Genomic DNA, 13,215 nt, shown 5'->3' with positions numbered 1-13,215 from the left:
TATTTAATTTTAAATTCTTACAATGATACAAAAACCAAGCTAAGTAAAAATGAGGATTTCCGTAAAAAAGCAAATTTTTATTAACAGTTTTAATATTTAACACTTGTAATATTCCATTCTTTCTATTAAAGACATATACAAAACATTATTTAAACTTATAGAAAATTAGTTATTTTGTACTATTCTATTTATATTTATTAAAAATTCCTGCGTTTGTTTTATATCAAAATAATTCTCTTTCATTAGTTCAATCTGAAATTTTATTGGCAAATAAATACCCCATTTTGATGCACAAACAGAGTCTGGTCTTTTTTCTAATTCTTCTGTTATTATTTCTTCAATAGCATCAACGTTTGAACATATGAAATTTAATTTACTTAAAAAATCATCTTTGGATTCATAAATATTGAATAAACTTGTACTATCTTCTAATGTGTTTTTTATTTGAGAAAAATTCATTAGAAATTGTAATGTCCTATTAATTTTGGTTCCTGTAAAAGTATAGAATATGAGTTTTTTTTCTGAAACTAACAATGGTCTTTCCGTTTCCGTATTCTTAATATCAAAAACTAAAAAATCACTTCGCATCTCATTTAATTCATCGGCGGCTTCTTCGTTCAACTCATTAAATATATGTTCTTGATATAATAATTCAAACATCTTATTTCTAATCCTGGAATGCACTATTCCACTTCCTCCATTGAAAATAGGTTTTTTACCATCATTTGTTGGCTTAACTTCAATTTTTTTTGCTTTGAAATCAACAAAAGTAATCTTCCAGATTTTAGCTGCTAAAAGAATGTTTTCGTCTTCTTTAATTTGTGGACTCAATGGGATTTCACCTATTTTTATACCTGCATTTAAAACCTTAAAATTATCTTCAATAGTAAAGGCACTGTAAAAATCTCTACTATTAACGATTTTTTCTCCTTCAACTCCGATAATAACTTCATCTCTTAATTTTTCGAATAAATCAATAGCAATTAAATGATTTAAAATTTCTTTAATATCAGCAATATCAATGTCATTGAAAGCAAAGTTTTGCTTTAATGATTTAACTAAATCATTAAAACCAATACCTGAATTTCCTTTTGTGATTGATAATGCTTGATGTAGTAAAAGATCATAAGCTAAACTCATTGAGTCCTTGGGTTCAATAAATGGTTCTTTATATAACTGCCAACAAGCTAGTGATTGCAATAAACTCCATTTATCTGTGGCATACAATAAAAGAGCGCTTTTTGCCCCATCCCTCCTTCCACTTCGTCCTATTCGCTGTATTAATGATGCAATACTGTGCGTCGCATCTATTTGTGCCACTTGATCAACAGAACCAATATCAATTCCGAGTTCCAAAGTTGAAGTACAAGAAATGCAAAAATTTTGTCTGTTATTGCTTTTCGCAAAATATTCTACGTATTCTCTAACTTCTTTATCAACAGAAGAATGATGCGAAAAATAATTTACATGTCCATTTAATCTATCAGAAATTTTCTTTAGTTTAACTGCAACTTCTTCTGCAAGTCCTCTGCTATTCGGAAAGATTAAAACTTTACTATCTTTAGTTTCTAAATACAAATCTTTTAAGAGATCCAATGGTAATTCTGGTCCAGCACTTTTAAAGTATTTAAACCTCACTTCAATTTCTTTTGATGCACTATCTCGTAATACAATTGTGGGCACACTGGTACCGGCAAATTTCTTTACCTCATCATAATCTCCTAGTGTTGCTGACAGTCCAATTAATCTAAATTGGTTTTCATTTAAACCTTGTAATCTTGACAATATAGATTTTAATTGCACCCCTCTTCCTGAGCCTATAAAAGAATGTATTTCATCAATAACTACAAATTTAAGATTCGCAAAAAGATGTTTTACATTAAAAGGTTTGTTTGAAAGCATAGCTTCCAAAGATTCGGGCGTTATTAGAACTACGCCAGACGGATCTTTTATTAATTTCTCTTTTAAAGTTCTATTTGCTTCTCCATGCCATTTTACAACATTGACTTCTAAATTTTTACACAATTCCTCAACCCTAAAAAACTGATCATTAATTAATGCAATAAGTGGCGAGATATACAAAACCTGAACGCCCTTTTCATTAAAATCTACTTTCGACAAAATTGGCAGAAAGGCCGCTTCGGTTTTTCCAGACGCGGTTCTTGACACTAAAATATAATGATTATCTGTAGTTAAAATTTTTGTAATTGCAGCATTTTGAATAGGACGCAATTGTTCCCATCGTTTATCCCGAATATATTTTCGAATTGGTTCTGATAATAATTCAAACGACATTATAACTCTTCTATACTATCCATTAAAATAGTATCAGGACGCTCGTCTGAAATTTCAATGTCACCAAATAATTTTCCTTTATCTAAATTTGGATTCTGTCTGATTATATTAAGAATGTTTAAGAAATCTCTAATGACTTCTCTTGGAGTTAAAAATTCAGAAGCTCCAGGTTTATTAAACATTTCTTCCATAAAATTTTGAATATCATCATCAGAAATATTAGTTTCAACTTTATAATTATAATCAAAAATTGCTTTAAGCTTTTTCAGCAATACAAAAACTTCATTATGATCTAAGGGAAGTAATTTAATTACCGGTTGTGCAAAATCTCTAATTTCGGCTGTTTCAAATTTATTAGTTTCTAAACGAGATTTTAAAGCATGATAGCTAAATAATCCTCTACGCTCATTTTCTAATACTTCTTTAGTGCCGGCAAAGTTGAAAAACAGATTACTTACTTTTCCTTGAAAACAATCATTATAAATGGTCAAAATCTTCTCGTAATTTTTCTCTCTCATTACAGATGTCGAAATTTTGTACAAATTTATTGCTTCATCCAAATTAATCATAAATCCGCTGTAACCCATACTAACAAATAGTTTGCAAAAGTTTTTTAGCATATCATAATAATTTAGATCTGTTATTATTTCTCTAACCCCTAAATCTTGTTTTGCTTCAGTCTTGGTGTTGTATTCCCCTTTTAACCATTTTAAGGCATTTCTTCTTAGTTGTTCATCCTCTTTTATATATCCCTCATAATATTTCATTACGACAGTTCCAAAATCAAAACCACCAACCTCTGTTATTTCGTTGATCGTTTTCATGATGTTATTTTGAATTAGCCCTAAATATTTTTCCTCGCGAATACTTTCGATTAGGATATTATTTTCCTGAGCCGTTTTTAAAACAACATTTTCTATCCATTTTTCCATTAGAGTTGGCAATGCACCTCCTTCAGGTTTCGTCTGGATCGCAATATTATCCATGATAGCTGAATATAATGCAACACCTTTCCCATCATTTGAGTAAAGTCTGTTGTCTGGTGTAAAATCAGCATTTGTTACCACAAACTTTTGTTTTAATGCTACAGTATTTAATAAATGCAACATAAATGACTTTCCAGATCCAAAATCCCCAATCCAAAACTTGACCATACTATGACCATTTTTCACATCCTCTAACGCATTTACAAATGCGCTTATCTCTTCAGAACGGCCAACCGTAATATGTTGCACTCCAATTTTGGGGACTACACCGCCAATCAAGGAATTAATAATTGCTGTGGCTTCTTTTGGTTTAATATTCTCTATCATTTTGCTAAAATTCGGTTAAAATAAGTTTCGTTTATAATGTAAAAATCTTCGTCCTCTTCAATTAAAATATCGTCTAAAATTTCATAGCAAATATCATTTATACTTTCTATTAATTGGTTTTTAAACATTCCTTTAGATCGTGCCAATGCTTCAAAATCGGATTGAAGAACAGAAAGATTTGCTTTTGAGAACTGTTCCAAAATTTCTTCTTGTATTTTTGTGAAATTGATTGAATTATCAAAAGGCGTTCTCTTATCTTCTTCTGAATTTGTAATTATCTGTAATAACATTGCATCGTTCACTATCACTTTCTCAACTCCCTTCGAATCTTCTTCATCACGTAAGTATTCATTAAGAAGCTCAACAGTTTCAGAATGTTTTTCATGAACTTCCTTAATAGCATTTCTGTCTAATTGAATTTTTTTTCTTTTTGGAGCATATACACTTGGAATAGATTTCAATGCTTTTTCAAGATCTTTATCGTGTAAAAATTCAATGACAATGTTTTGAAAATAATTTAACTGATCACTAGTTTTAAACAGACTTTTTTGAACTGTCGTATTTAATTGTTTATTATCAAATTTTACGGAATTGAGATCATAATGAATATAATATATATACAAAGTGAGCGCAGTTTCCTTATCGTAGCTTGCTATAAACTTACACGCCTCATAAAAAATATTTTCAACAGAAGGATTATTTTTATTTTGAAGACCTAAATAAATAATCTGTTCACAAAAGGTTTTAGGATCACTGTTGAAACTATTTGTCAATTCATCAAATTTTATTTTCCAGCGTGTAGTATTTTGTGTATTTAACTCAAAATCTGCTTTTTCGTCCGGCTGATTTATCGTCGGGATATAAATTTGTAAAATCTTTTTAAGCCGAAAAATTATGCGATTATTATATTCCTCTGTAATTTCATCTAAGTCATATTGTAAATCTACATTTAGTTTTCTTTTATGCCCAAAATTTTCCCTAACAACATTTTCGCAATATTTAAAAATATTGGAGTGAAGTTCATTCACAATGGTTTCTATAGAGTATTTGTAGTTACTGCTTCCTTTTCGATAATTATAATGCTTAGACGCTATAAGGTCAGCAACTTTATGAAGTTCATCAATTAAAGTAGATGCTTCTTTTTGATACTTTTCTTCTATTTTTTTAATTACATATAAGTAAAACTTGACAATCTCATGACCGCAAAATTCAATGCTGAAAAAATTATTTTCAGGATTCCAAAGTTTATTTAACAATTCTACATCTTCATTATTTAGAGCTAATTTTACTCTAAACTGAGTTCCTAATTTCGAATAATTATATGCATCATAATCATCATAATAATTTTCTTCTCTTCTAATTCTTTCAACATCTTTATGCAGATTGTGCTGTAATAATTTTTTAACTAAATAAGAAACACAATAAGACTTAGTTTTAGGATGGTAAGTTTTTAGCACTTTTAATTCTCTTTCTAAGCGAATGGTATTTTTGTGATTTTCAAATTCATTTAGAAGATCAAAAAGCAAAATAAATGCATAGTTATTATTGCCATCAAGATGTGTATATATACTGTTTAAAAAATTGAATTTAAAAGTTTTATAAAAAACTCGCTGCTCATTTGTTGCAGAGTTTATTTCTGAATATGAATAAACATTTTGATGTCCCCAGTAAGGAACAGTAGAATTTCTTGATAAATTATTTGAAAGACTGTATGATTCACCAGTAACATCAATAATTGAATTATCCATAGATTATGAATTTAAAAAGTTTAATGCTGTAGTTTTTTTTTCGGAAAGGCGAAATTTTAGTATTACTAGCTTTTTCCGTTTAAGACTCCTCTCCAGTACAAATGTCAATAATTCATGATTATGATTAGGCATAAATGATTTTTATTTTTTTAAATATCTACAAATATTAACACTTCAATTTAAAATTCATTACGGAAAACCATATTCTCATACATAATTAATAATATCCAAAAATATCATTATCAAATTATAATTAAATAAGTAAATATACCTGTTTTTCATTACCTTAAAATTCATTAAACTTATTGAATTAAAAAAGTCTGTTTTTTTATTCACTTAAAATTTTAACATTGTCCAATTGAAAAATGATCTGACAATGGAAGTTCCTCCTACTTAACGAGATTATTAATGCAATTAATTGGCCATCTTATTTTGAAGTTTTATTTCTATAAAATAACCATCTTAATTAATTTCTGCACAAAGTTCGGAAATCCCTCGTGGGCGCTAGCAAAAAATTCCCCCATAAATGCAGGATAAATATCCTGCTTTATTGCGTTGCTTTTTGCGCTTGCTAAGCGATTCCCGTTGGATGTTCCATAATTAATAAAATATAGAAATTATTGAAACTTTGAATCAAAACTGGCAGACTGTATCTGAAATTGAACTGATCTACAAAACAAAAGTAAAAAACTCAGAAAGACCACAAATCAAATCTTCAAAAGACGCATACAAATTGGCTCTTTCAGCTTGGGATTATAATAAAATAGAATTCTTCGAGCAGTTCAAAGTGTTACTTTTGAATCAAGCTCACAAGGCACTGGGAATTTACGAAATCTCTTCTGGAGGAATTGCCGGGACCATGTTACAAATTCGAAAAAAATATGAATAAGGCTATTTAAAATATTTCTATTATCTTCCTTTTCATTTTATTTTTAGGAATTTACCAAAATTTAAAAACATAATTTATTAAATAAATCTTCGCATAAAAGATAGGAAGATTAGAATAGGCTAAAAAACTATTTAAATATTGATTATAGTTTTTATCAAAATCAGGTATTATTACGTATATATTTATATCTCAAATAAACGATATTTGTATTATCATATTTATTAAAAATTAAAAAACTCGTAAATAATTTGCTCTTAAACAAATAAGTAATATTTAAAGTAATTAAAGTAAATTCTAACATGTCTGTAAAGATAATTTACAAATTATTTCTATAAAGAAATTGATTTCTATATTTGATAAAAAGAATAAGAAAATCTGGCAACATCTATTAACTAATGGATTAGTTAGTTAAAGTTTTTTTTAAATAATCATAATTTTTTATATATCAATACATTTAATCATATATTTGGCGTATATTAGTTTATAGATAGTTATGAAGTCAATTGATTATTTTATAAAATAAAACAATTAGTTAATTATGTTAATGTAGGAGATTTGTTAGATTCATTTATTTTAATAAAATTGTATACATTTAAAAAATTTTAAATCTATTTTTTAGCTAGTTATGGATTATATAAAAGTTCCTTCCAAAGATTTACAGCAAATTAAATTTTATAATGAATTAGATTCAGATATAAAAAAAAATGTGTTAGAGGCTTTAAGAGGATTTGAAAAGGGCTCAATGCCTAATACATTTGTAAAAACTCTAATTGAAAAGACAGGCTTTTCTAGAGATCATGCAACAGGTCTTCTGTCATTAATTATGAATTTTCATCATAATCAAATGACTTCTGATTTAAATAGGGAATTATATTTTGAAAAACTTTCTGAATCTTTACTTCAAGAGGATGAATTAGAAATAGAACCTAATTTAATCATAGATATATTTAAGGAATTAATAAACAATACAAATGATAATTTATTAATAACCCTTCAAGCTTTAACGCTATACGGCAATAATCAGAAAGTTTTTTATGGATCAAAAGTTTTTCATGAAATACGACCAATATTTGTTAATGATAATAATGTAGGAACATTATGTATCCATAAATTAAAAATTGAATTTCGTCAAAATGATGAAATTGAAGAAATTTTTATGGCACTTGACACTGAAGATCTGCAAAAACTTAAAGAAGCAATTTCAACTGCAGAGAGAGAACTGAACTTAATCAAAGAGAATAGCGATTATAAGATAATTGATTTTAAATAAAATGTATACAGATATAATTGATAAACCTACACGGTGGACAGAACAGTCTACAATACTACAAAAACAAAAAGTTTCTTCTTTGTCTTGTAGATATTTATCTTCATCACAGCCAAGAGGGCATTTATCAAATATTGGTGAAAGCAGAATGATAATTAATCATTTAGATCACTGGTCTATGATAGAATTACCTATTACAAATGTTTCATCTGAGATTAAAATTTCTAATGCAATTACAGTTTCATTGCCTAATGAATTAAATTATCTATCTAATACTATTTTGAAATCTAAATATATTTTAGATTTGGAAGATAATTGGGACGATGATGGTGCCGAAAAATATGAAGAAACAACTTTAAAAATTGCAATTGAATTTTTAATAAATTTTGGCAATTGGATGAATCACAATAGAAATTCACAAATGTATATACCACAAATATTACATAGTTCAGATAAAAGTATAGATATTTTTTGGGAGGAAGAAAATTTTCGTTTGATAATAAACATAGCGGAAATAGGTGATAAAGCGTCCTTTTATTGGGATAATGCGAAAGATTTGTCGCAATATATAGAAGGAAATTTTAATATTGAGAATGTTAATTTTATGCTTATTCCAACTCCTCAAAAACTCTAAATATGCCATATGAAATTGAACCAATTTTAGATCATCATTTATTATATTACCGCATACATAAAAACTATATAAATCAAAGTTTAAACAGTGATAAAAAAATAATTCCTGGAGCTTTTAGACCAAAAGGAAATGATGAATTATCGACAGATTGGAATGAACATACTACTCCAGAAATAGCAGTAAAAGATCCTAATGCAAATGGCTTGGTTAAGTTTTTAGTTGAAAAATTACGAACACCTTCCCTTTCTCTCGTTGTAGAGCATAATCCTTTATGTGAATTATTGGATGGAGTGGATAATCGTGCGCATTCGGTGATTAAAGGTTTACCTCCTAAAAATCCATCAAAAGACAGGATGAGAATTTTACTTAGAGACTTATGTGAATGGGAAATTCAATGTCCTGAATAAATTTAGATTTCTTAAAAATAAAAGTCCGCTACTAAGCAGACTTTTTTATTATTGGTAATATACAAACATTTTATTCTGAATCATTTGTGATATTTTTTCTTGTCGGAAAAAAATGCCTAAAAATAAAAGGTAATGCAAAAGTTAAAAGTGTTTCGATTACTGCAATTATTTTCATATTTTCAAAGGGACGATTTAAACATACTAAAACAAGTTGAAAAATAAGTACTATACTTTGAGTTGCATTTTATTATGCGAAATGTTTAGAATAATTCTTAAGGCTTCTTAAATCTTTTGAATTATTCTGTTTTGCTGTTAATAATCTTATATTTAATTGATTAGTTATTATGAGAAAATATGTAAAAATGCTTTCAATTGAAATAAAAAATATAAAAAGTAAAACAGATTTAAAAGTTAATATTGAATTAAATATTTCAAATATATTATAAGTTATTTCTGGATTTATATTTGTTTCCATTGGCATAAAATGTAACGGATATATTACAGTAAAAGGAAATGCGACCAATAATAAAATTATTATAATTTTCAATGGTTTTATTGAATCATCGAACGCACTTAAGTTTTGTAAATTTTGTTCAAAATATTGAATTAAAGTTCTAGAGTCAATTTCAAGTTTATCAATTTTATCTTTTTCGTCCTTTAAATTATCCCATAATCCTTTAGGAGCAATGTCGAACGCGCCTACAAAATGCATGTTTTTCATGGTTATTCCATTTCCTACGGGAGTATAAGTTGGCTTGTATTCTTTGTATACTTTTTCAAAGCTTTCGATAACTGCTTCATCAATCTTATATAATTGATTATCTAATTTATAAATTTTATCCAAAATTTCTTCTCGACTTAAATTATCGAAATCTCCATTTTTGACTAACTCTTTTAAAGTGCTATTATATTTTACATGTGATTTTGTAAACCAATAGAAACGACAGTTATTAATATTGAGTAGGATTTTATTACATTCTATTGCCAAGTTATCAAATTCAGAAATAGTAGAATTTATTTTTTCACTAATACCGAGAAGGCGAGAAATTATAAATGCACCAATAATACCAATTAATGCGGCAGCACTTTGGCAAAATGAGCTAAAAAACCAATTCCAATCCATATTCATATTTATTAATTTACAATTAGAGCTTTTAAATTACGGCCAACGTTCTGGGACTACAGCGGGTTTGACACTAAATTAAGCTCATTCTTGGGATTTATCAAATCATCCAAATACAAAACTATTTTTCCATTAAGCGTTTTGCCCAAATTTTTTGTAGTGCTATTATAAGCACGTTATTTCTCTACTAAATACGTATATTGTGATTCATATGGATTGCAAGTTAGAGTTTCAAAAATATATGTTTTTTTGCCTTTCCATAGCTCTTCTTCAAATTTTTCAATTACTTCAACACAAATTGATTGTGGTTGTTTACCTTCAAGATGTAAGAAAGTTCTATATTTCTCATCGATAAAACATTTAATTATTTTCTTCTCAAAAGCGCTAAAGTCTGTTCCGTTTTCGAAAACTGTTTTACCTTTTGAGAATGGAGTTGAAATATATTCAGTACATTCTTGAATATTGTCCAGTACAGACATTTCAATATAAATTGTTTCTCTTTGTAATTTAAATTCTATCAATTTTTTCATTTTTTATACATTTCGTGATTACTTGGAAGTACTTGCTTATTATGTATGACAAAAATCACACAAAGTGATCTAATTCGGGTAGATATGTATACTAAATTTCACACATTATTTACTTTCAAATATATCTTTTTTTTACTATAAATTATCCAAAAGACCTTTTAATTTGATTGATGCTCTTTGGCATTTACTAGTAGCTATGCAAACACAAACATGACAAAAATCAAGATACGCATTTTAAAATATTATAGTAATCCAAGATAATATGGTTAGATATTTGAATGCTTCCCGCTACTAGAAAAAATTAAAAATCACTTTTACGGCGTTTTTTAGTTCTACAGAACACATTTTTAATTAAGAAGCTAAAATTTGTACTACGCACTTCCTAGTAGCGGGAACAGAACTCTACCCCCCATCCTGCAACTCTCACTGGATTATAAGAAATCAAATAACGATTAATTCAAATCAACTGATCACTCCACCCAACCTCCCTCTCACCGGCCAAAATCAAACTAAAAACAGTCTAAAAACTAACTAACTAACTAACTAACTAACTAACTAACTAACTAACTAACTAACTAACCAAGAAACAAAGAAAGAACCATACCACGTCAGCCGGCTTAATGAATATTGATTTTTTTATATGTGAAAGGTTGCTAAAACCAAATAATGCTTTAATTTAGTTCCGAACACACTTAAATACAAGTCCACTGCTATTAACCAAAACCGTAACGGAAATTAACCATTTCATACCATGAACCTAAAAATCAAATTCAGTCTAACCCTACTTCTGTCTGTAGTCCTGGCAGGCTGCAACAATTCAAATAAAGAAAAAGAACTGGAACTTAAGGAGAAAGAACTGCTGCTGAAAGAGAAAGAACTTTCTCTTAAAGAAATGCAGGCAAAAAGGCCTAAAATAACAACAAATGATGCCGTTAGGCTTGCAGAGAAGCAATTCAGAAAATACCTGCCTAAAATCTTAACCTCCCACGATGCGGAACTTGATCTTCAGCAGTCCTACACAGGGGACTTTACCGGTGACGGCATTGAAGATGTTGCCGTTTATTTCAGCCTGGTTCCCAAGGACGGTGGAAACGCTATTGTAGGACAGGGTTTAACTCTGTACCAAAACAGCGGCTATGATGTTAAGGTTATAGCAGGATATGAGCCTGAAACTTTGTTTCAATTTGATAAAATCACCAACGGTCATATTCATGTTGAACTATTAGAGTACGCAGAAAATGACGGCCATTGCTGTCCGTCAATACGAACACCTCATATGCTGACTATTTCGGGAAGCAATGTTTACTGATTACATCTCTTAATTAAGCCCGATCTTCGGATTTGCCGCTCAAGCGAAGCGAAAAGACAAAGTAAATCAACCAAATACAAAAGCAACTTCCCATTAAGCCAATTGCCCAAATCCGCTGCAGTAGGTGTTACCAGCCGGGCTTTTTGTTGGCAGTTATTTCATCTCAGTTTTATTCCCTGTGTTTCAAGTTGGTTTGCTCCCGATAAAACTCCAAAACTTCCGATTTTTCCTGTCGCAAGTTTGTTATGGATCTGATATTTTAATTTTCTCGAAGTTACTTGGATTTCCTTCCAATCCCAGGAACTAACAAGGCCACTTGACTTATTGGTATCTTCCCATATTAATGCTCTCTTTTCGCTGGAATGTCCGATGTGCGAATGTCTAAGCTCGTTGTTTTTTATTCCGCCAAAATACAATTGAATAAGTCCCCAGCCATCAGTCGCATAACGAAACGTATGTCCGTTACAACGTTTTGGATCAAGTTCAACTTTTCTAAAAATTGGTTCGCCTCCATGTCGTGGCGTCCAGAGTTGAAATGCCGTTCCGAATTGGTCTATTTCAAGATCAAACTTTGATGATATTGCTGCAACAGTTTTGTATTGACAGATCTCTTGTCCATAAGGTGAGCCCAGGTCATAAACCTGCAGATCAGTATCCTTGAAAATAAAATCAAGAACTTTTAATTTGTCTGCCTTGTCTGCGAAAAAATCGTAGTTCATTATTATCTGTTGTCTTTCTTTATCTTTAGCCTTGCCGGTAACGTTGAAGCATTGGCGTTGTAGGGGCAATCAAGGCACGTCAGCCCAATGCTTTCAACAAAGATAAATAGAATTACAAATGTTCAGCCTATGTTCTTCAGTCCCTATAACGCCAATGCAATGTTAGCTGTAGTTTTATTTCGTCAAGGTGGTCTTTAGTTCCTCTGCTTTTTGCCTGCCTGCTCTATAATTTGGGTCTAATGCAATTGCTTTGTCAAGATATGCCAATGCTTGCGTTCTATGTTTTTTACTTTGTCTTTGTTTAGCCCAAGCCCAATAAGTAAAGCTCATTATCTTCCAATTGGCATACTCGCTGTTTTTGTCTTGCTTGTCAATAATGGATTGAAAGTCTTGCTTTGCAAATTTTCTTTTTGTAAAGAAAAACCAAGGCAAGTTTTCAGCAACGCTTCCCCTTAAAAATTCAGGTAAATAAGAAACTGATGAATAGTTTTTTACTGCGTTATTGAATAAGGAAAATGCTTCGCCTAACAATTTAAGTTTTTTTGTTTCTGCACCAACCAACGATAATGCCGAAGCTCTATATGATGCAATAAATGGTAAAAGTTCCTTTGTTGTATTTGGCAAATCGAAAAGTTCGCTAAATGTATCAAAACTTTTTTTTGCATAACCTTTATATTCTGTTTTAGAAAAGAAAGAAAGATTTAATGCTGTTTCGTGATAGATAATACCAAGTCGGACTTTATTAATTTCGCTTGGATTTTGTTGGTAATTTTCTTCAACTTCCTTGAGTTTAATTTTCAGTTCTGTTGAGTCAATTAATTCCATTACATCGTCTAACTGATGTTCATAGACTTTTACTTTTGAAAATTCTAATTGCTGATTTTGTGCAGTTACGCTGTTAATTGTTGTCATTGCTAAAATAATTGAAGTGATGAATAATTGTCTCATTTTTTATTTGTTTAATTGATGAGGCAAAATTCC

At 29.5% G+C, this 13,215-nt stretch carries 11 protein-coding genes and 1 pseudogene; 5 read left to right on the top strand and 7 right to left on the bottom strand.

The window, feature by feature from the left end; genetic code table 11:
• Positions 1–165: 165 nt before the first annotated feature.
• From B0M43_RS14015 to B0M43_RS14005, 3 genes are read right to left on the bottom strand one after another with little or no spacing between them, the layout of a single operon-like run.
• Positions 166–2,295, bottom strand: a complete 2,130-nt coding sequence (locus tag B0M43_RS14015) for a DEAD/DEAH box helicase (RefSeq protein WP_078008791.1) — start codon at positions 2,293–2,295, stop codon at positions 166–168.
• Entirely contained in the window at positions 2,295–3,608 is a 1,314-nt protein-coding gene (locus B0M43_RS14010; protein ID WP_078008793.1) for an ATP-binding protein, read from the bottom strand. Before B0M43_RS14010 ends, B0M43_RS14015 begins: the two co-directional genes overlap by 1 nt.
• Entirely contained in the window at positions 3,605–5,356 is a 1,752-nt protein-coding gene (locus B0M43_RS14005; RefSeq protein ID WP_078008794.1) for a tellurite resistance TerB C-terminal domain-containing protein, read from the bottom strand. The genes B0M43_RS14010 and B0M43_RS14005 overlap by 4 nt, the downstream gene beginning before the upstream one ends.
• Positions 5,357–5,975: 619 nt before the next feature.
• Here B0M43_RS14005 and B0M43_RS14000 point away from each other — a divergent pair.
• From B0M43_RS14000 to B0M43_RS13985, 4 genes and pseudogenes are all read left to right on the top strand, one after another.
• Positions 5,976–6,230: pseudogene (locus B0M43_RS14000) on the top strand (JAB domain-containing protein); the annotation flags it as partial.
• 640 nt (positions 6,231–6,870) lie between these two features.
• Positions 6,871–7,515 carry a hypothetical protein gene (locus B0M43_RS13995; protein WP_078008798.1) on the top strand — a complete coding sequence of 215 codons (645 nt, stop codon included), beginning with the start codon at positions 6,871–6,873 and terminating at the stop codon, positions 7,513–7,515.
• Between the two features lies 1 nt (position 7,516).
• Positions 7,517–8,146 (top strand): hypothetical protein, encoded by a 630-nt coding sequence (locus tag B0M43_RS13990; RefSeq protein ID WP_078008800.1) that lies wholly within the window; start codon positions 7,517–7,519, stop codon positions 8,144–8,146.
• A gap of 2 nt (positions 8,147–8,148) precedes the next feature.
• Complete coding sequence (locus B0M43_RS13985) at positions 8,149–8,553, top strand: hypothetical protein (RefSeq protein WP_078008802.1); 405 nt, start codon at positions 8,149–8,151, stop codon at positions 8,551–8,553.
• A gap of 247 nt (positions 8,554–8,800) precedes the next feature.
• On the opposite strand, the gene B0M43_RS13980 is transcribed toward B0M43_RS13985, so the two are convergent.
• Positions 8,801–9,676, bottom strand: a complete 876-nt coding sequence (locus B0M43_RS13980; RefSeq protein ID WP_123921853.1) for a hypothetical protein — start codon at positions 9,674–9,676, stop codon at positions 8,801–8,803.
• Positions 9,677–9,852: 176 nt separating this feature from the next.
• The gene (locus B0M43_RS13975) at positions 9,853–10,206 is read right to left on the bottom strand and encodes a hypothetical protein (RefSeq protein ID WP_078008805.1); all 354 of its coding nucleotides are present in this window, start codon (positions 10,204–10,206) and stop codon (positions 9,853–9,855) included.
• A 751-nt stretch (positions 10,207–10,957) separates the two neighbouring features.
• Here B0M43_RS13975 and B0M43_RS13970 point away from each other — a divergent pair.
• On the top strand, positions 10,958–11,515 hold the full coding sequence (locus B0M43_RS13970) for a hypothetical protein (protein WP_078008809.1): 558 nt from the start codon (positions 10,958–10,960) through the stop codon (positions 11,513–11,515).
• 158 nt (positions 11,516–11,673) lie between these two features.
• Here the strand turns inward: B0M43_RS13970 and B0M43_RS13965 are convergent, their stop codons facing one another.
• Together B0M43_RS13965 and B0M43_RS13960 are read right to left on the bottom strand one after the other, a co-directional pair.
• Complete coding sequence (locus B0M43_RS13965) at positions 11,674–12,234, bottom strand: hypothetical protein (RefSeq protein ID WP_123921854.1); 561 nt, start codon at positions 12,232–12,234, stop codon at positions 11,674–11,676.
• A 174-nt stretch (positions 12,235–12,408) separates the two neighbouring features.
• Complete coding sequence (locus B0M43_RS13960) at positions 12,409–13,182, bottom strand: hypothetical protein (protein WP_246860122.1); 774 nt, start codon at positions 13,180–13,182, stop codon at positions 12,409–12,411.
• Positions 13,183–13,215 lie beyond the last annotated feature (33 nt).

It is taken from the genome of Flavobacterium sp. KBS0721, from assembly GCF_002007065.3.
Taxonomy (GTDB): Bacteria; Bacteroidota; Bacteroidia; order Flavobacteriales; family Flavobacteriaceae; genus Flavobacterium; species Flavobacterium piscis.
Note: the sequence above shows the minus strand (reverse complement) of the source record. Positions and strands in the feature narration are given on the sequence as shown.

Excerpts from the sequence above, each read along its gene's own strand:
- B0M43_RS14015 (WP_078008791.1), bottom strand. The coding sequence starts at position 2,295 with ATGTCGTTTGAATTATTATCAGAACCAATTCGAAAATATATTCGGGAT.
- B0M43_RS14010 (WP_078008793.1), bottom strand. The coding sequence starts at position 3,608 with ATGATAGAGAATATTAAACCAAAAGAAGCCACAGCAATTATTAATTCC.
- B0M43_RS14005 (WP_078008794.1), bottom strand. The coding sequence starts at position 5,356 with ATGGATAATTCAATTATTGATGTTACTGGTGAATCATACAGTCTTTCA.
- B0M43_RS13995 (WP_078008798.1), top strand. The coding sequence starts at position 6,871 with ATGGATTATATAAAAGTTCCTTCCAAAGATTTACAGCAAATTAAATTT.
- B0M43_RS13990 (WP_078008800.1), top strand. The coding sequence starts at position 7,517 with ATGTATACAGATATAATTGATAAACCTACACGGTGGACAGAACAGTCT.
- B0M43_RS13985 (WP_078008802.1), top strand. The coding sequence starts at position 8,149 with ATGCCATATGAAATTGAACCAATTTTAGATCATCATTTATTATATTAC.
- B0M43_RS13980 (WP_123921853.1), bottom strand. The coding sequence starts at position 9,676 with ATGGATTGGAATTGGTTTTTTAGCTCATTTTGCCAAAGTGCTGCCGCA.
- B0M43_RS13975 (WP_078008805.1), bottom strand. The coding sequence starts at position 10,206 with ATGAAAAAATTGATAGAATTTAAATTACAAAGAGAAACAATTTATATT.
- B0M43_RS13970 (WP_078008809.1), top strand. The coding sequence starts at position 10,958 with ATGAACCTAAAAATCAAATTCAGTCTAACCCTACTTCTGTCTGTAGTC.
- B0M43_RS13965 (WP_123921854.1), bottom strand. The coding sequence starts at position 12,234 with ATGAACTACGATTTTTTCGCAGACAAGGCAGACAAATTAAAAGTTCTT.
- B0M43_RS13960 (WP_246860122.1), bottom strand. The coding sequence starts at position 13,182 with ATGAGACAATTATTCATCACTTCAATTATTTTAGCAATGACAACAATT.